The sequence below is a fragment of the Verrucomicrobium sp. BvORR034 genome (genome assembly GCF_000739635.1).
Classification (GTDB): domain Bacteria; phylum Verrucomicrobiota; class Verrucomicrobiia; order Verrucomicrobiales; family Verrucomicrobiaceae; genus Verrucomicrobium.
The window spans coordinates 18,529-36,285 of the sequence record NZ_BATQ01000181.1 but is presented as its reverse complement, the minus strand read 5'-3'; the positions used below and the strand labels follow the sequence as shown (position 1 = coordinate 36,285).

Genomic DNA, 17,757 nt, shown 5'->3' with positions numbered 1-17,757 from the left:
GCCTTGAGCGGGTAGCGCCTGCATGGGAGGTGTGACTGCCGTGATGGCCTACCGCTCTGTGGTAGAGCTGCTGCGCGACGTTTTCCATGGGTTGCACTCGCTACGCTCGTTTCACCGCATGGCTATTCATGGTGAACCCTCCGGGTTCGAGTGCGGAGGTTGTCCATCGCAGCGGGAGATTCCTTGGCGGTCTGTTGGTTTGAGTCGGGAGATTTGCAGCACCGCCCGCCAGTGTGGACCGAGCCTTCGTCGACGCCGCAAGTGAGCCCGCTGACGCCAAAGGCGTCATACATGCTAGCCCAGGGTAAGGCGAGGCACGAGCCGCCACCCTGGGTACATGGGCAATGGGTCAGAACTCCGAAGTGAGTTCTACAGACTGTGACCGGATCCGGATCCCTGAGGTGCACACTGCATGTAGTGCGGCTCGTCTCGGGGTGATTTGGACGTTTTGTAGAACTCCTTTGGAGTTCCAGCGCTTTTCATCGATCCCCCTGGGTGGCGGCTCGTACCTCGCCTGACCCAGGGCTGTTTTGTTTGACGCCTTTGGCGTCAGGAGCCCACTTCGCGCCCCTCCGGCGAGCCCTGTCTTGCGGGACAGGGCTCGCCAATGCTGGAGGCTTTTCCTTCCCCTTATTTCTTCACCGCCTTCTTCTGCTCCTTCACGAACTTCTCGGGCTGGCCTTCGATGAAGTCGATGACCTGGCCTTGGTCGCGGAGGCGTTCCTGGAGGTTCACGATGATGAGGTCTTGCACTGTCTTGTTCCAGAGGGCGGCGCGGGCGGCGGCGACTCCGGCGGCGTGGCCGGTTTTCATCCAGGTGCTTTCCAGGCGGTAGGTGCAGAAGGCCACATGGGAGAAGCTGGCGGCGCCGGGGACGAGGAGGTTGGTGCATTCCTCAGCCTTGGGCTGGATGGCGCGGAAGGGGATCTGATACACCTGGCCCTCCTCCCAGATGCGGCCTTCGTTCACAAACTCCGTGGGGGAGAGGGCGAGGCGCTGCACGTGGTGGCTGTCGATGAAGTGGCTGCCCATGGCGATGCTATCGGGCTTGCGGCGGTCCTCGGTGATGTCCTTCTGCGTCACCACATAGAGGCCCTTCATGCGACGGGCTTCGCGGACATAGGGCTGGTAGGGCCAGTGGTCGTTGTTGGTGAATTCGTCCTTGGCAAGGCCCCATTGTTTGGTCTCGGTGCGGAGGGTCTCGGGCACCGTTTCATCGGTGGCCAGGAAGTGGAACATGCCCACGGTGTAGTCGGTGTGGTCGGCGACGATCCGGTCACGTGTGACGTAGTCGCCATCGGGGTAGTCGAACTGCCCGCCGAAGTGGCCTACGGAAATAACGGCGGCCTGCTTGTTGTTGACCTCTTTCTTGTCCTTGCGGCCCGGGGCATGCGAATAGAGGTCGATGATGTCCAGGAGCTTCACCGGCTCATTGGCGGCGGTCTTCTCCTTGATCCAGTTCTCCAGCACCTTGTAGCGGGCGCGGTCATACTGCCTGGGCTGGGGGAAGGGAACACTCTGCTCCGGATCGTTGGAGAGGCAGAGACGCCAGTTGTAGTTCATCACCTTCTTGTCGGCGGCGCCTTCGGTCACGTCCTTGGCCCAGCCGCTGATGCCGGGGAGCAGGTTGCCCTTTTCATCCACTGTCGCGGCTTTGCGCGGCGTCTTGTCCAGGCGGATGCCGGCGAGGGATTCGCCGTATTCCTCGATCGACTCACGGCCCCAGGTGTAGCTCACGCCGCTGCGGGCCATGAGGTCGCCTTCGTAGCCAGCGTCCACAAAAGTCTTTGCGGTGATCTTGGAGCCATCGCTGAGGGTGATGCTCTTGATGGTGGTGCCTTCCTTTTCCACCTTGTCCACCCGCACGCCGTACTTCACCTGCACTTTGGCTTCGTCCAGCATGGTGTGGAAGACCTTGGCAGCGACCTTGGATTCAAAGTAGTACACCGGATTCCAGCGACCGTATTCCCAGCCCATGCGCTGGTAGGCCTCCTGCGCCACGCCGCCGAAGGTCCACTTCAGCATGTGCTCGGTCTCGGCGGTGTTGAGCCCGCTGGTATTGAGGCCGCCTACTTCTTTGGTGGGCTCGATGAGCAGGGTTTTGGCTCCCTCGCGAGCAGCCGCCACGGAGGCGGCGACCCCGCAGGGAACGCCGCTGTAAACCACGACGTCATAGGCCGGGGCATCTGCGGGTGGCGCAGCGACGGCGGCCGGGGTTGCAGTGGGTTCCTGGGCCAGGCCTGGGTGTAAGGCGCTGGCGGCAAACAGTGCGGCAACAAAGAAGCGGCGGTGCATCGTGTGAGGAAGGGAGGGAGGGTGAGGATCACCAGCGAGGGGGCTGGCAGTGGAATAAGTCAGGACCGGGGGAGATTGGACACGGGGATTTTTTGGGCGTGCAGGCTGGAGGGGAAGCTGGCGGGCAGGCGGAAGGGAGGATGTTGGAACATGCTACGTGGTCTGCATGGCCGATTGCAAGCTGCAGGGGGGCAGGCTGGAGGCGGAGGCGGGTAGCCTGGAGATTTGTCCGGCAGGCGAAAGCGGCGTCGAGCCGCCGGCACTCCAAGACACTGTCGTGTGGGTGGGGATGCCAGACGGGGATTGTTTGCTCCAGCGTTGGCGAGTGTCGCGAAGCGTCTTCGGAGTGCCGGTGGCTTGACACCGCTTAGGCGGCCCTCGTAATGACCTAGAACCGGAGGGGGTTGGCAGCGCTGGTGGGGCTCACTTGGTTTTCAACCTGCCTCAGCTCGCAATGGGTTCAGCGCAGTTCCCTCTGTCGGAGCGCGCTCAAAGCCGATGTAGTTGTCGACGTGAGGAGGCACATATTTCCCGGTCTGTGGCGCTGCGGCAGGAAAGGGGAACAATGGGCCAAGGTGTGCGCTCGGATGTGTGAGAGCGGGGGCGGTGGGTGTGCGGAGGTCAGTGGCGAGGGCGACCTCACATAAGCTTCAGTTAGTGCCTCCTCACGTCGACAACTACACTGGCGTTGGAGATGCCTTGGCAGAAGGTGGAGCGCTGAACGCATTGCAAGCTGCGGCAGGCTGATGGCCTGCCGCAAGCCGCTTCCAACAGCTCCGCGAGCTCAAGTCTTTCGTCTTGTGTCTTCCAGTCTTCTGTCTCCCGCGCAGCGGGCTCACACCGCCCGGTCATACAATTTCTCGAAGACCTTCTCCGGACCTTCGGCGGCGCGCATGGGATCGACGATGGTGATGCCGTCTGGGCCGAAGCGGGCGGTCACCGGGGCGCCGTTGCCTTCGTTGAGATACTTGAAGTTAAGGTCGCGAACCACGGAGGCGGCGTGCACAATCGCGGTGGTGATGCGGGCGTCTTCAGCGGTGGGGTAGATGGAGGCCACGTCATCCAGGGTGGAGCCGTGGAACTTCACGCGGCAGATGGCGGCAAGACCGACTGTGAGGCTGTCCACGCCGTAGCCCAGGTAGCCGCTGGTGCCATCGGGGCGGGCGACTTCGCGGGTGAAGTGATTGTTGCTGGTGCGAGAGCCGCCGCCGGCGTTCCAGAAGCGGAAGCCGCGGTACTGTTGGTCGCTTTCCACCTTGCCATCGGCTCCGACGATCTCGTGGCCCTGGTTCACGGGCGCTTCGAAGTCGGCGGGCGTGATCCAGTTGTTGTGGAAGTTGATGCTCATGCCGTTCTCGAATTCCACGCGCACCTGTACGGCGTCGTAGGCATTGATGCCATCGCGCACGAGGCGTTTCTTCTGGCCCACGGCGGAGAGGGAGACGGGCTTGCTCCGGTAGTAGCTGTAGATCAGGTCCGTCCAGTGCGGGCCCACGTAGCTGAAGGGATCGCTGCTTTCCACCCACTTGAAGGTGCTGGTGCTGACCTCGAGTGGTTCTTCCAAATAAGCGGTGCCGTAGAGCGGCGCGCCGATGCGGTTCTGGATGTCGTTCTTGATGCGCAGGTGGTCGGGGTCGTAGCGCTTGTGCATGTCCACGGCCACCACGCAGCCTTTCTCGCGGGCGAGATCGATGATCTGATCCGCCTCGTGAATGCTCAGGCACATGGGCTTCTCTGTCATCACATGCACGCCTTTGGCCAGGGCGGCCAGGATGGGCTCTGTATGCAGATGGTCTGGCGTGGCCACGGCCATCACGTCCAGATCCGGGAAGTCGCGCAGGATGTCATCCCACGGGGCTTCACCGTGATAGGCCTTGGGTTCGCGCCCGGTCATTTCCTTGAAACTGGCCGCGGCCTTGGCGGCGGAGCCGGGTGAGCGGGTGGCCACGGCCACGAGGTCAAAACGAATGAGGGCAAAGTCGCGACTCCAGGCATCCAACCCCACGCGGGCGAGCTGGCCGGCGATGCCGAAGCGCTGAAGGTCGGCATAAGCACGGGCATGCACGTCACCGCCGAACATGCCGGCGCCGACCAGGGCGATCTTGATGGTAGTTTCCATGAACAAGTGGGAAAGGCGGATGGGGAAAGGCTGCGACCCGGGAGGGGAGGGTGCGGCATCTTCGATGAACTTGTGGCGGATTGCTCCTCGTTTCCTCCCGACTTCAGATACAATTGTACCAGCCCATTGTCATCCGGGCTCTTTGGCAAAACTGCGTGCCGGGGGAAATCTGCACGACTTTTTGCATTAGGCCGGGTTTTACCCGGCATGGCCCAGCCGGGCCGTCACGCACCCTTCCAGCCCTGTCTCACTGCCATGCACCTCGTCACCTCACGCACTCTTGCCACCCGTCGGCGCATTCTCGGCCAGCTTGCTGCCGCGGGTGCTTTCTCCTCCGTGAGCGGACTCTTCGCCGAGGCGCTGACGGTCACCGCCAAGTTGACGGAGGGGCCCTACTACCCGGCCAACACCCCGTTCAACAACATCCCCCTGGACAAGGACAATGACCTCGTGCTGCTCAACGATGGCCTGACCCCTGCGACGGGGCTGGTCACCCATCTGGCCGGCCGGGTGCTGGATCGCAACGGCAAGCCGGTGCGCGGGGCCCTGGTGGAGATCTGGCATGCGGATCACCACGGGGAATACATCCAGAGCACCACGGCGGTGCGCAATCCCAAGTCTGACCCGAACTTCGCGGGCTTTGGCCAGTTCCTCACCGGCAAGGACGGGGCGTATCGCTTCCGCACCATCAAGGCCGGGCTCTATCGCGGTCGCACGCGGCACATTCATGCGGCGGTGACGCTGCCCGGAGAGAAGATCCGCACCTGCACGCAGCTCTTCTGGGATGAGCCTTCCTATGATCTGAACGGGAAGCTCTGGGCCCAGCAGAATGACAACGACGGTGTGCTGGGCGGCGTGCGGGATGCCGTGCAGCGGGCAGCGTTGATCCGGAAGTTCACCAAGGCGGCGGGCGCCGCCGGGGATGAGGAAAGTACAGTCTGGGACATCGTCATGGGCAGCGCGGCCATGGAGCCGTCCTATCCCAACACCCCTGGGGGCGAACTTGTTGTCCCTGGTGAAGCGGTGGGTTCGGGTTCGTCGAAATCACGCTGGAAGATCGCCGTGCCCGCCTATCCCGGCTATGCCTATGAAGTGTATGCCAACCCCACGCACGGTACGCTGGGTTACGCGGCTCTGCCCTTTGCCCTCACGGTGGAGGGCAAGGTGGACCGCAACATTACGGTGGCTGAGAAGGAAGGCACCCTGGAACTGTATGTGGACAAGCCCTCGGTGAAAGGGGCGTATCTCGTGGGGTATCGAGTTCCCGGAGCCAACCTCGGCACGCCTACAGGACGCGGCATGGGGCCGGGGGGTGGAGGGGGGCGCCCGCCAGGGGGTGAAGTGAGTGAGTTACTGCTCGGGAGGGACCCGTTTTAGAGACACAAGACACAAGATCTGAGCTGGCGCATGAGAGGACATGCGCAGGCGCGCACAGGATTGCTGTTGGAAGCTGTTTGTAGTTCAGACCTTAGTTCGCCTTAGCACGCCTGAGCAGACTGAAGTCTGTACTCCGAACAACAACCAATACAGGAGGCTTTGGAAGCTGTACGGAGTACAGTCCCGCATGCGGGACTGCCTCAGCTGGTCTGTCGTAGCCTGAGGCAAACTAAAGTTTGAACTACAAACAGAGCCCCGCCTGCAGTGGGCTGGGGCGCTTTCGACACTGGACGCAGTTGTTTCCTGCGCCGCTCCTAACCAGGCACTCCTGCTCCTATTTCACCTCGAACGTCCGGCCATCCACGAGGCGTTCGTCTTGAAACAACTCGACCTTGAACTTGCCTTTGGGCAGGCCGTTCTTGGCCTTGAGGGTGGTGCTGATGGATTGATGGATCGTTGAGGGAATGGTGGCGGTGGCGATGACCTGGTCCTTGGCGGAGCCGGCCTCGATGGCGGTCCAGACGAAGCGGATGCCCTTCACCATGGTGGGTTGTTTGAGCTCCCAGCCTGCGTGCAGCACCTTGTCCTGCGGGGTGAAGGCACTGACGGTGGCTCCCGGGCCGCCGCGGCCGTCGTCGGAGGAGAGCTTGAAGGAGGTGGTCTCCACCGTCTGGGTGAGGGCGGGGCCGTTCTTGATGGTGAACTTTTCGCGCGCGACCTCTTTGCCGTTCATGAGCAGCACGGCCTCATGCGTGCCTGCAGGCCAGCCGCCGTTGGGGATAAAGGAAAAACGAAAGGGGCAGCCGGTCTTGTTTTCCTTCAGCGTGATGCTGCGGGTGCCTTCGGAGTCGGTCATGCCGCCCAGCACCCAGCCTACTTCGATCCATGTGCCCAGGCCGAGGTCGGCGATGCCGCTGAAGATCACTTTGTCCTTGGTGTCGAACTCCCGCGTCACGTCCACCGGCTGGTTCTTGTCATCCAGGCTTTTGGAGAGCGTGACGGACTTCAGCTCGCTGACGATGGCGTCCTTGGGCGGGCTGACGCGGAAGGGGAAGGTGCCCAGAGGCTGGCCGTCCAGGGTGACCACGGCGCTGTAACAGTCGCCTACGGGCAAGGGCTGATCATGCGTAAGGTTGAAGCCCGCAAAGGTGTTCTGCCCGGCGGAGAGCAGGATGCCCTTGTTCACGGTGGCGACGTCCACCTCGGCCTCAGCAATGACATTGTCGCGAAAGAGGAACTGCGTGGCCACCTTGCCGGTCTTGGGCCGACCTTTGAGCTCCACAGAGAGGTAAATCGTCTCGTCCGGGTGGAATGCCTCCGCCTTGTCTTTCGGCGCCTGTGAATCCAGCAGCCCGTGGCAAAACGTAGCTGATTTGAATGGAGACTCATCCCCCAAGGCAGCACCTGCGGCACCCCACATCAAAATTGCGGCAAGGACGGGCAAAAAGCTGCCATGGAGATTTTTCATGATCCGTTGTAATCACAACTTCGGCCTGCTGACAACTGACAAAGGCTTCTCCAAGTGCCGGAGGCGATTCGGCCCTGGAAATGCTACGACCTACTGAATGAATCCCACGGAAGAAGAACCATCCCCCCTCCAGCCCCGTGTCGTCATCATCGGGGGCGGGTTTGGCGGGCTTGCCGCCGCCAAGGCCCTGGACAAGGCTCCGGTGAAAGTGACGCTGCTGGACCGGACCAATCACCACCTCTTTCAGCCGCTGCTTTATCAGGTGGCCACTGCGGCGCTCTCCCCGGCGAACATCGCCCAGCCGGTGCGCTCCATCCTGCATCACGCCAAGAACACGGAAACCATCATGGCCGATGTCACGGACATCGACTTGGGGCAGAAAGTGGTCACGGCGGGCGGGCAAAAGTTCCCCTTCGACTACCTGATCGTCGCCACCGGGGCGCGGCACTCCTACTTTGGGCACCCGGAGTGGGAGGCTTTTGCCCCCGGGCTCAAGACTCTGGACGACGCGCTGAACATCCGTCGTCGTCTGCTGATGGCCTTCGAGCAGGCTGAGGCGACCACCGATGCTGCTGAGCGGGAGAAGCTCCTCACCTTTGTGGTGGTGGGCGCGGGCCCCACCGGGGTGGAAATGGCGGGGGCGATCAGCGAGATCGCCCGCGAGACGATGGTGCGCGACTTCCGCCACATCGATCCCCGCGAGGCCAAGGTGATCCTGCTGGATGCGGCGGACCGCGTCCTGCCCGTGTTTGACCCCAAGCTCTCTGCCAAGGCGCTGACCCAACTGAAGGATCTGGGTGTGGAGGTGAAGCTGGGCGTGGCGGTGCAGGGGCTGGATGACAACGGAGTCACCATCCCCGGCGGCTACATCCCCTCCCGCACGGTCATCTGGGCGGCGGGGAATGCCGCGTCTCCGCTGGTGAAGCAGCTCCCGGGCGAGTTCGACCGCAGTGGTCGCATCATGGTGCAAAAGGAGCTGAACCTGAAGGACAACCCGAAGGTGTATGTGATCGGTGATACGGCGCATTGCGCGGGCAAGGATGGCAAGCCGCTGCCAGGGGTGTCCCCTGTGGCCATGCAGCAGGGGAAGCTGGCGGCGGTCAATATTCTGGCCCAGATCGCCGGACAGCCGCTCAAGGCTTTCAATTACTGGGATCGTGGTAGCATGGCCACCATTGGGCGGCATCGCGCCGTGGCGGATCTGCATTTCCTCAAGTTCAGCGGCTGGATGGCGTGGATGGCTTGGGTCTTTGTCCACTTAATCTTCCTCATCGGGCTGCGCAGCCGGGTGCATGTCTTTTTCATCTGGGTGTGGTCCTACTTCACCCGCGATCAGGGCGCACGGCTCATCACGGGGCAGAAGAGCGGGGGCACCGGGGTCGATTCCTAATCAGGGAGTCCGGGCGGTGAGGTGAGGTGAGGCGCGAGTGGGACGGAGGAGTCAACACCTCTGCACTCGTTCCCGGGGCGGCAGGCGTAGTTCTTTATGGTAAAGAACTCCCGCCTCCTGCATGCCTGCCCTTTCTGACCTGCCGTTTTCTGTTCTCGATCTCTCACCCGTCCTCCAGGGCGGCACCGTGGCGGAAGCCCTGGGCCGCAGTGCGGATCTGGCCCGCCACGCGGAAGACTGGGGCTTTCAGCGTTACTGGCTGGCGGAGCACCACAACATGCCTGGGATCGCCTCTGCGGCCACGGCGGTCGTCATTGGCCATGTGGCAGCGGCCACCAAGACCATCCGGGTGGGGTCAGGCGGCATCATGCTGGCCAATCATGCTCCGCTGGTGATTGCCGAGCAGTTTGGCACCCTGGACGCGCTTTTCCCGGGCCGGATCGATCTGGGGCTGGGCCGGGCGCCTGGCACCGATCAGGTGACGATGCGGGCTCTGCGGCAGAGCCACGGCAGCAACGGGGAGGACTTCCCCCAGGAGCTGGAGGTGCTGCGCAGTTTCCTGCGCCCCGTCCTGCCAGGGCAGAAGGTGCGGGCCGTGCCCGGGGCGGGCGCTCACATCCCCCTGTGGCTGCTGGGTTCCGGCGGCTTCAGCGCGCAACTGGCCGGGCAACTGGGGTTGTCCTTTGGCTCTGCGGGCCATTTCTCCCCGGATAACGTCCTGCCGGGGTTGGAGATCTACCGGAACAACTTCCGCCCTTCGGGCACGCTGGAGAAGCCGTATGCGCTGGTGTGTGTGAACGTCTTTGCCGCTGACTCGGTGGCGGAGGCGGAGCAACTGGCCACTTCCCAGTACCAGGCGCATCTGCATCTGGCTCGCGGCATGCCCATGCAACTGCCGCCCCCGCTGGAGAATCGCGAGGAGGTGGAGCTGGTCATGGGCACCCTGCACAGCAATCCCTTCCTGCGCGGCTCGATCATCGGTGATGCCGCTACGGTGAAAGAAAAGCTCATCGAGTACGCGGAGCTGACTCAGGCAGATGAGCTGATGGTCCACTCCATGATCTACAGCCATGAGGCCCGTCTGCGGTCCTACGAGATCGTGCACCAGATCCGCCAGTCTCTGTGATGGCAGCGGGGTGGGAGTGGCCCCTTTTTCCAGGAGAGTCTGTGTAAAAAATAGTGCCGCATTGGAGACCCCCTCCAATGCGGCACTTCTCACACAACCGGTAGCTCACAACTACCAGTGATCTTTTTTTGGCCGGACCGGATGAACACCGGTCCGGCTGGCTGAATGAATCAGTTGGCCTCGCCTTCAGGGCGCTGCGGACGGGGACGGGCCCCGCCTTCGGCACCAGCACCAGCGCCGCCAGGGCCACCGGCTCCACCTTCAGGGCGGCGGAAGCCTTCGCCACGACCTTCTCCGCGCTGACCACCTTCACCACGGCCACCGCCGAACTGCTCGCGCAGGCGCTGGGCAGCAGCATCGGTTTCTTCTTTGGTCACCTTGCCGTCTTTGTTGGTGTCCAGCTGCTCGAAGCGCTCCATGTTGCCAGCCGTGTACTCGTCCTTGGAGACGCTTCCATCTTTGTTGGTGTCCATACGCAGAAGGAAGTCGCCCATGCCCATGCCCATGCCACCGCGGCCGCCGCGACCCCCACCGGATTCACCGGGGGAACGCTGACCCTGGCCGGGACCACCTTGGGGGCCGCCTTCAGGGCCACCCTGCTGCGGACGGCGGAAGCCTTCGGGGCGGTCACCAGGTCCGGGAGGAGTGCCTTCCGGGGGACGACCTCCCTCAGGGCGGGGGCGATTGCCCTCTGGGCCACCGGTACGGCCAGCCTGGCGTTCGCGTTCTTCACGCAGGCGACGTCCGGCCTGCTCGGCCTCTTCTTTCTCCACGGAGCCATCGCTGTTGGCGTCCATCTTGCCGAAGCGGTCTTCGGCTTCCTTCACGGCGTTGGTGGTGAACTCTTCTTTGGAAATCTTGCCGTCGCCGTTGAGGTCCATCTTCTTCCAGGCCTCTTCCAGCCGGGCGCGGGAATCGCCACCGGGGCCTCCTGGACCCCCAGGACCTCCTGGGCCGCCGGGCCCACCAGGGGGGGCGGCCTTGGCCTTCACCAGCAGGAGGCGGAGGCGGGGCATCCTGTGCCTGCGCCATCGTGAGGCTGAAGCTGAACGTGCAGCCCACAGCTGCGATCGCACTGAGAAGAATCTGTTTTGTCAGGGTCATCGTCTTCGTTGGTTTGATTTGGATCCGGTGTGCAGGGGGTGAAACAGACCCCCGCAAAAAAAGTTGCACGGGGTTGTGTGAGGTTTTTTTGGGAATCGCAGCCCGCGATGCGAGCAGACACAAGATTTTAGGACAGAAGACTCAAGACTTGAGGGGGAGGTGCTTGGTTTGGATGAGGCGGATGTCAGGGGAGATGGTGGAAGAGCCGGCCCGGCTCTTTGGGGTTTGCAGGCTGGCGAGAAGGTTTGGGGAAGAGGATGTTGGTCCGGCAGGCGAAAGCGGTGTCGAGCCGCCAGCGCTGGGGCAAGCAAACCTCGCTTGGGCTTGACACCACGTTCACACCCCTGGTGATGGTCTAGAACCGGAGGGCGGTAGCAGCGCGGTTGGGGCGCTTTTGGGTATCAGCCTGCCTCAGCGTGTAAGGGCCCAGCGTTGTGCCTTCTGCCTGAGCGCAACCAAAGCTGGTGTAGTTGTCGACGTGAGGAGGCACAAATTTCCCGGTCTGTGGCGCTGCGGCAGGGCAGGGGATCAAGGGGCCAAGGTCTGCGATTGGGCGGGCGGGAGCGGGTTGTGGAGTGTGCGGAGGTTCGTCGCGGGATTCATGCTGCAGACGCTTCAGCTAGTGCCTCCTCACGTCGACAACTACGAACGGTGTTGGAGGTGGATTGGCAGAAGGGAGGGTGCCAAAGCCAGTGGGAGATTGGGCAGGCTGATGGTCTGGGGCTCGGTTCGTAGTGCAAACTTTGGTTTGCTCAGGACGCATTGCTCTCGTCCGACTGAGGCAAACTAAAGTTTGTACTACGAACCGCTATCAGCAGCCCCTGCCAGCTCAAGTCTGATGTCTGGAGTCTGGTGTCTCCCGCTTCGCGGGCCGGGTCAATCCCTCGAACCCGGTGTCAGTTTCATCTCGACGGTCTGCCCGTTGCGTTGCACCACGATGGTGGTTTGCTCACCGATCTTCAGCTCGCCCATGATGTAGGTGTAGTCATAGATGTTCTGGATGTCCTTGTGACCCAGTTTCACGATGATGTCTCCGGCCTGAACACCGGCCTTGGCAGCCGGTCCGACAGGGGAGACGCCGCTGAGTTTCACGCCTTTGATGTCGCCCTGGGCGTAGTCGGGGATGGTGCCCAGATAGACGCGCAGTCCGGTGCGGGTCCCCTGGTTCTTTGGGGCCTCCATGGCGATGTAATCTGGCACCTCGTGCGTGGTGGAGAGGGAACGGGCCACCAGGCCCATGAACTTGGCGATCTGCGCGGCTTTTTCGTAGTTGATCTTGTCCGCCGTGTCGGTGGGCATGTGGTAGTCCTCATGCGCGCCGGTGAAGGCGTTCAGCGTGGGGATGCCGCGGGTGTAGAAGGTGGTGGAGTCCGTGGCCAGGTGGGCATCGGACTGGGCGCTGATGGGCAGGCCCAGGGGGGCGTTGCGCTTCTCTATTTCCTTGGTCCACACGCTGCTGCTGCCCACGCCCTGGAGCACGAGCGTCTTGTTGAAGCGGCCGATCATGTCCATGTTCAGGCACGCAGCGATCATGCCGGTGAGCTTGGCGTTGGGGTCGCCTTTGATCATCTTGGCCAGGCTTTCCACGAAGTGACTGGAACCCAGCAGGCCGAGTTCCTCACCCGACCAGGCGGCGAAAAGGATGTCGCGTTTCATGTCCAGCTTGCCCTGCTTCTTCAGATCGGCCAGCCACTGGGCGATCTCCATCATGCCCGCGGTGCCAGAGGCATTGTCATCAGCGCCGAAGTGGATCTTGCGCAGGTCGTCGCCCTTGGCGCGGGAGTTCGAGCCGCCGCCGGAGCCGAGGTGGTCGATGTGCGCGCCGATGATGAGCGGGGCGATGTGGAAGTCCGGCTCGCTGCCTTTGCAGAGCATGCCCAGCACGTTGCGGCCTGTTTTCTTCTCCTGGGCGATGGCGATGTTCACGCCGAGTTTGAAGCCTTCGCAGTTGATGCCGCCCATGAGGTCGCCGGTGTCCAGCTTGTCCTGCAGGGCTTTGAGCGTCTTGCCTGCGCCGGAGAGGAGCTTGTCGCCCAGCGTGTCCGTGATGCTGATGGCGGCGAGGCCGGAGTCGGCCATGGAGGCGTCAAACGTGAGCGGGGCGAGCTGCTCCACCACCTTGCTGTTGGGGCCGCTCACCACGAGGATGCCGCGCGCGCCTTTTTCACGGGCGGTTAGTGCCTTGAACCGCAGGCTGGCGAAGCGCATCAGCTCATTGCGGCGGTCCTGGGCCATGCCCTCGGGCAGGTAGCGGAAGACGAGCACCCATTTGTCCTTCACATCCAGGTGGGCGTAGCTGCTGTAGGTCTCCAGCTTTTTGCCATCGCTGGTGGTGGCGTTGTCCGGGGTCTCAATGCCGTACCCGGCGAAGACGATTTCAGCGGGATCGAACGCACCGGTCTTGGAGAAGGAGAGGGGGCGCCAGTCGTGATCCGCGGTGAACTCCGTGGGGCCGTCCTTGCCGGTGAGGGTGAACTTGTTGCCCGGGGCCAGGGCAACGCCAGCGGTGAACTCAAAGTTGTCGTACCAGCCTTCTTTGTCGCCAAAAGGCACCAGGCCGATCTTCTGGAAGACTTCCGCCACATACTCCGTGGCCAGGCGCTCGCCCTCAGTGCCCGTCATGCGGCCGCCCAGCTCGCGGCTGGCCAGGTAGGTCACATGTTGTTTCATATCCTCCGGGCGGATCTCGCCCGTGGTGGTGGAGAGGTCCGGCTTGTTGGCGGGGGCGGCTCCGGCTTCATCCTTGGCGGCGACCGGCGCTTTGTTTCCTAAATCCAGGGCCTTGCAGGCAGCCTCGTCATTCCAGTCGGCCAGAAAGATCTGGCTCGCGCCGCCGGAGGTGCGGCCGCTGGTCCAGCTCAGTTTCTTGCCATCGGGGGAGAAGACGGGCAGCCCGTCGAACCCGTCCGTGGTGGTGATGCGCACCGGCTCGTGCTTGCCCGCAGCGTCCACCGCATACAGCTCAAAGTTGGCGAAGCCGTTCACGTTGTTCGTGAAGATGAGGTAGTCCCCGCTGGGGTGGAAGTAGGGTGCCCAGGACATGGCACCCAGCTTGGTGATCTGCTTCTGGTCGCTGCCATCGGCGTTCATCGTGTAGATCTCCGCGATGTCGCCTTTTTCATTGAACCGGCGCCAGCAGATCCTGCTGCCGTCGTGGCTGAAGAAGGGGCCGCCGTCATAGCCCGGTGTGCTGGTCAGGCGCTTCACGTCGGTGCCGTCCACGTTCATGGTGTAGATCTCCATGAAGTACTGCTTGTCGATCTTCAGGCGCTCCGTGTCCGCGGGGCTGAGGGGCTCGCTGTAGGCGGCGCGGTTCGAGGCAAACACAATGCGTTTCCCGTCCGGGGAGATCGCGCCCTCGGCGTCGTAGCCCTCCTCCTTGGTGATCTGCTTGAGCGACTTGTCCTTCAGGGAGTAAAGGAAGAGGTCGTAGCGCTGGTCATAGTCCCAGGAATAGCGGCGCACGCGGCTGCTTTCGCGTTCTTTGTACTCGGCGTCCTGCTTGACCTTCGACTCCGGGTCCAGGTGGGTGGAGGCGAAGAGGATGTGGTCATTGTCCGGGTGGATCCAGGCGCAGGTCGTTTTGCCCGAGCCAGGGGAGATGCGCTCCTGGTCGCCTGTTTCCAGGTCCATGAGGTAGATCTGGTAAAAGGGGTTCCCTAGCTCGCGCTCGCTCTGGAAGATCATCTTCGAGCCATCCGCGTTGAAATAACCCTCCCCGGAGCGTTTCCCCTCAAACGTGAGCTGCCGGATGTTGGAGACGTAGGTGGACTCCGGGATCGCGGGGGCGGCAGGTGCGGCGGCTGCGGCCGGGGGCTGCTGGGCCACTGACAAGGCGGTGACGGCGAGCGTGACAGTGACTGCAGGCAGGAGGAGGACAGCGGGGGAGATTTTTTTCATGCTCGGCAGGTCGGAGAGAGGGGGAAGGGGAAAGGGAAGAGGGAAAAGTGGGGAAAGTCTGAAAATACAAGTACGCAGAGACAACGATCAACTCCGCGATGTTTGGCCAGAAAAGACGCAAGACTAGAAGACACAAGACGCAAGACATGACCATTTTGCGGAGACAAAAGGCCGCCAGACGGCGGAATTCAGATCTGGAGAACGGGGGGGAGAGGTGCTTGGTGCTTGGTTGGGGTGCAGGACGGTGCCACAGTGATGGTAGAAGAGCCGTCCCGGCTCTTGGGTGCGCTGGGCAAGGCGGGAACAAGAACCGAGACGGTTCTTCTACCTTGCCTGAGCTGGCGCTGGATTGGGAGGCCTGGGCAGGATTGAATCATGGGTAGTTCGACTGAGCGGGGCTGGGAACCCCCGCCTCCTTTTCTACTGACCGCTTCGGCGGACGTGTTCTGTGAGGCGCCAGTTCAGGTCTGATGTCTGGCGTCTGGCAGTCTGGTGTCTTACTGCCGCTTCCTTTTCCCGCCAAAGGGATCCGCCGGAGCCTCCACCTTCTCCACGCTGGGCAGGTACTCTTTCAATACCTTCGCCAATTCCTCGTACCCGGCGGCGCTGAAGTGGGTGCCGTCCAGAGTCAGCCCCAGCTTCCAGCGATCGTCGGCATCCACGAACACGTCGTACACGGGGACGTATTTCACTCCTGCAGGCCAGGGGGCGGCGGCGAGCTGGGTGTTCACCGCTTGGATGCTCTGGCGGAGAGGGCTCCGGGGTGTTTCGCCGCTGGGCGGGATGCCCAGCACGACGATGGCCGCCTGAGGAGGCAGTTTGGGCTTGAGCATCGTCACGGCCTTCTGGATGGCTTGCACCACCTTTTCAGGAGGGTCGGGCTTGTCCATGCCGAGATTGTTTGTGCCCATCATGAGGAACAGCAACTCCGTCCGGGCCCGGCGAAAATCCAGACGCTGGATGCGGAAGAGGATGTTCTCGGTGCGGTCGCCCGCGATGCCCAGGTTCAGAGGCTTCCGCGGGACCATTTTGCTGTACCAGGCGGACGATCCTGTGTGCAGCCAGAATTCCGTCAGCGAGTCGCCGAGGAAGCACACCCGCGCCGTTTGATTGGCAAGTTGCTGCTCCTGCTCCCCCACGCGGCGTTTCCAATCGGCATCCGACGGAGGCAGCGGGAGTTCAGGCTTCCGCTCAGGCGGCTGGGGGTAGTACGGATCCAGCGCCAACAGGGCGGACGGATGCATCATTCCGCCGAGCAGGAGGCAGGCCGCGACGCAGCCCTTTCCCAGTGTCAAAATCCATTGGCACCTCCCCTTCATCCCGCCAGTATGCTGAACCATGCGTTACTGGCTACTCAAATCCGAACCGGACGTTTTCTCATTTGATCACCTCAAAGAACGCCCCAAGCGCACCGAACCGTGGAACGGGGTGCGTAATTATCAGGTGCGCAACATGATGCGCGATGACATGAAGGCGGGAGATCTCGGCTTTTTCTACCACTCGAGCTGCCCGGAGCCCGGGGTGGCGGGTGTGATCAAGATCGCCTCTGAGGCGCGACCGGACCCCACGCAGTTCGAGGTGGGCGGCGAGTACCACGACCCCAAAAGCAAGCCGGAGAATCCCGCGTGGCTGCTGGTGGATGTGGCCTACGAGGCGGACCTGAAGAGTTTTGTGAGCCTGGACGCCCTGCGCGAGGAGCCCCGGCTGGCGGACCTCCTGATCCTCCGCCGGGGCAACCGGCTCTCGATCACGGAGGTGAGCAAGAAGGACTTCGACCTCATCTGCAAGATGGGCGGGGGCATCAAGAAATCATGAAACTTTCCGGGCTGTCGCTGATCCTGCTGGGGGCGTTTCTCCTCGCCCTCCCGGCCTGCGACAGCCCGGACCATGCGGAGGCTCTGGCTCCCGGGTGGACGCTCTTTGCCTCCCCGCACCTGCACCGCTGGCATGAGGCGGAAATGGCCCACAGTGGCGGCTTCACCCGGGAGACGGATGAGTTCGTACTCAAGGCGGGCAGCCCCATGACGGGGATCGTGTACCGCCACTGGAAGGCCGATGACCTGCCGGTGATCGACTACGCCATCAGCTATGAGGCCCGGCGCGTGCAGGGCACGGATTTCTTTGGCACCGTGACCTTCCCAGTCGGCAGCGTGGACCGGTGCGTGAGCTTTGTGCTCGGCGGCTGGGGCGGCTCCCAGGTCGGCATCTCCTCCATCGACGGCTACGACGCCTCCGAGAACCTCACCGGCAGCCGCCAGACCCTGGAGAACGACCACTGGTACCACGTCCGCATCGAGGTCCGTGAGAAATCCCTCCAAGTCTGGCTGGACGGCCGCCCCATCATCAATGCCAACATCGTCGGCCGCCAGCTGAGCATGCGAGCGGGGGAGATCGATCGCTGCATGCCGTTTGGGTTCGCGTCGTTTAGGACGGAGGCACAGCTGAGGAATCTGAGGATTGAGAAGCTTCAGGAGTGAAAATATCCAGAATTGAAAAGTTGAGAGTAAAAAGTGAAAGGTGGGGGAGACACCAGACTGCCAGACGCCAGACATCAGACCCGAGAAGAGCTTCTTCATGCGCTCACACAAAGGCATGAAGGCACAAAGGGAGCGCTCCTGACTTGGCTGGCGGGGCTCTGTTCGTAGTACAAACTTCAGTTTGCTCAGGACGCCTTACCCCAGCTGCACTGAGCAAACTGAAGTTTGTACTACGAACAGCTTCGAACTGAGCGGGGCTGGGGAACCCCCGCCTCCTTTTACTGACCGCTCCGTTGGGCGCGTTCTGTGACTCGCACAGGCTGAAGCCTGGACTCCGTACAGTTTCAGGCCCAAAGCCTTGACGCACTGCCCACTGACGAACTGACGCACTGGTCGGGGGCCCCACCCCCCTGCTTCAACTCAAGTCTGGTGTCTGGAGTCTTCCAGTCTGGTGTCTCCGCGAAGCGGTCGGCGTCTGCCGGCGAAGTCGGCTCAAAGATT

The 17,757-nt window shown here is 62.6% G+C and carries 11 protein-coding genes; 5 read left to right on the top strand and 6 right to left on the bottom strand.

The window, feature by feature from the left end; translation table 11 throughout:
- Positions 1-630: 630 nt before the first annotated feature.
- Positions 631-2,295, bottom strand: a complete 1,665-nt coding sequence (locus BV034_RS32160) for an FAD-dependent oxidoreductase (protein ID WP_050031033.1) — start codon at positions 2,293-2,295, stop codon at positions 631-633.
- Between the two features lie 835 nt (positions 2,296-3,130).
- On the bottom strand, positions 3,131-4,414 hold the full coding sequence (locus BV034_RS32150; protein ID WP_050031031.1) for a Gfo/Idh/MocA family oxidoreductase: 1,284 nt from the start codon (positions 4,412-4,414) through the stop codon (positions 3,131-3,133).
- 255 nt (positions 4,415-4,669) lie between these two features.
- On the opposite strand from BV034_RS32150, the gene BV034_RS32145 reads away from it, so the two are divergent.
- Positions 4,670-5,791: a hypothetical protein gene (locus tag BV034_RS32145; RefSeq protein ID WP_265593711.1), complete on the top strand. Its 1,122-nt coding sequence runs from the start codon at positions 4,670-4,672 to the stop codon at positions 5,789-5,791.
- 334 nt (positions 5,792-6,125) lie between these two features.
- Here the strand turns inward: BV034_RS32145 and BV034_RS32140 are convergent, their stop codons facing one another.
- Positions 6,126-7,259 carry a hypothetical protein gene (locus BV034_RS32140; protein ID WP_050031029.1) on the bottom strand — a complete coding sequence of 378 codons (1,134 nt, stop codon included), beginning with the start codon at positions 7,257-7,259 and terminating at the stop codon, positions 6,126-6,128.
- Between the two features lie 97 nt (positions 7,260-7,356).
- Here BV034_RS32140 and BV034_RS32135 point away from each other — a divergent pair, with 97 nt between their 5' ends.
- Together BV034_RS32135 and BV034_RS32130 are read left to right on the top strand one after the other, a co-directional pair.
- Positions 7,357-8,649 (top strand): NAD(P)/FAD-dependent oxidoreductase, encoded by a 1,293-nt coding sequence (locus BV034_RS32135; RefSeq protein ID WP_050031028.1) that lies wholly within the window; start codon positions 7,357-7,359, stop codon positions 8,647-8,649.
- Positions 8,650-8,770: 121 nt separating this feature from the next.
- On the top strand, positions 8,771-9,775 hold the full coding sequence (locus BV034_RS32130) for an LLM class flavin-dependent oxidoreductase (protein WP_050031027.1): 1,005 nt from the start codon (positions 8,771-8,773) through the stop codon (positions 9,773-9,775).
- Between the two features lie 170 nt (positions 9,776-9,945).
- Here BV034_RS32130 and BV034_RS32125 read toward each other — a convergent pair whose 3' ends face one another.
- The 3 genes from BV034_RS32125 to BV034_RS32115 form a co-directional block, all read right to left on the bottom strand.
- Complete coding sequence (locus BV034_RS32125; RefSeq protein ID WP_050031026.1) at positions 9,946-10,791, bottom strand: EF-hand domain-containing protein; 846 nt, start codon at positions 10,789-10,791, stop codon at positions 9,946-9,948.
- A 964-nt stretch (positions 10,792-11,755) separates the two neighbouring features.
- Positions 11,756-14,779 carry a M28 family peptidase gene (locus BV034_RS32120; RefSeq protein WP_050031025.1) on the bottom strand — a complete coding sequence of 1,008 codons (3,024 nt, stop codon included), beginning with the start codon at positions 14,777-14,779 and terminating at the stop codon, positions 11,756-11,758.
- Between the two features lie 497 nt (positions 14,780-15,276).
- On the bottom strand, positions 15,277-16,026 hold the full coding sequence (locus tag BV034_RS32115) for a GDSL-type esterase/lipase family protein (RefSeq protein ID WP_050031024.1): 750 nt from the start codon (positions 16,024-16,026) through the stop codon (positions 15,277-15,279).
- A 91-nt stretch (positions 16,027-16,117) separates the two neighbouring features.
- On the opposite strand from BV034_RS32115, the gene BV034_RS32110 reads away from it, so the two are divergent.
- Positions 16,118-16,594, top strand: a complete 477-nt coding sequence (locus tag BV034_RS32110) for an EVE domain-containing protein (RefSeq protein WP_050031023.1) — start codon at positions 16,118-16,120, stop codon at positions 16,592-16,594.
- A complete protein-coding gene (locus tag BV034_RS32105) occupies positions 16,591-17,256 on the top strand; it encodes a family 16 glycoside hydrolase (RefSeq protein WP_050031022.1) in 666 nt (221 codons plus the stop codon). The genes BV034_RS32110 and BV034_RS32105 overlap by 4 nt, the downstream gene beginning before the upstream one ends.
- The last annotated feature ends 501 nt before the right edge of the window (positions 17,257-17,757 follow it).

Coding starts and splice junctions, on each gene's coding strand:
- BV034_RS32160 (WP_050031033.1), bottom strand. CDS start 2,295: ATGCACCGCCGCTTCTTTGTTGCCGCACTGTTTGCCGCCAGCGCCTTA.
- BV034_RS32150 (WP_050031031.1), bottom strand. CDS start 4,414: ATGGAAACTACCATCAAGATCGCCCTGGTCGGCGCCGGCATGTTCGGC.
- BV034_RS32145 (WP_265593711.1), top strand. CDS start 4,670: ATGCACCTCGTCACCTCACGCACTCTTGCCACCCGTCGGCGCATTCTC.
- BV034_RS32140 (WP_050031029.1), bottom strand. CDS start 7,259: ATGAAAAATCTCCATGGCAGCTTTTTGCCCGTCCTTGCCGCAATTTTG.
- BV034_RS32135 (WP_050031028.1), top strand. CDS start 7,357: ATGAATCCCACGGAAGAAGAACCATCCCCCCTCCAGCCCCGTGTCGTC.
- BV034_RS32130 (WP_050031027.1), top strand. CDS start 8,771: ATGCCTGCCCTTTCTGACCTGCCGTTTTCTGTTCTCGATCTCTCACCC.
- BV034_RS32125 (WP_050031026.1), bottom strand. CDS start 10,791: ATGCCCCGCCTCCGCCTCCTGCTGGTGAAGGCCAAGGCCGCCCCCCCT.
- BV034_RS32120 (WP_050031025.1), bottom strand. CDS start 14,779: ATGAAAAAAATCTCCCCCGCTGTCCTCCTCCTGCCTGCAGTCACTGTC.
- BV034_RS32115 (WP_050031024.1), bottom strand. CDS start 16,026: ATGATGCATCCGTCCGCCCTGTTGGCGCTGGATCCGTACTACCCCCAG.
- BV034_RS32110 (WP_050031023.1), top strand. CDS start 16,118: ATGCGTTACTGGCTACTCAAATCCGAACCGGACGTTTTCTCATTTGAT.
- BV034_RS32105 (WP_050031022.1), top strand. CDS start 16,591: ATGAAACTTTCCGGGCTGTCGCTGATCCTGCTGGGGGCGTTTCTCCTC.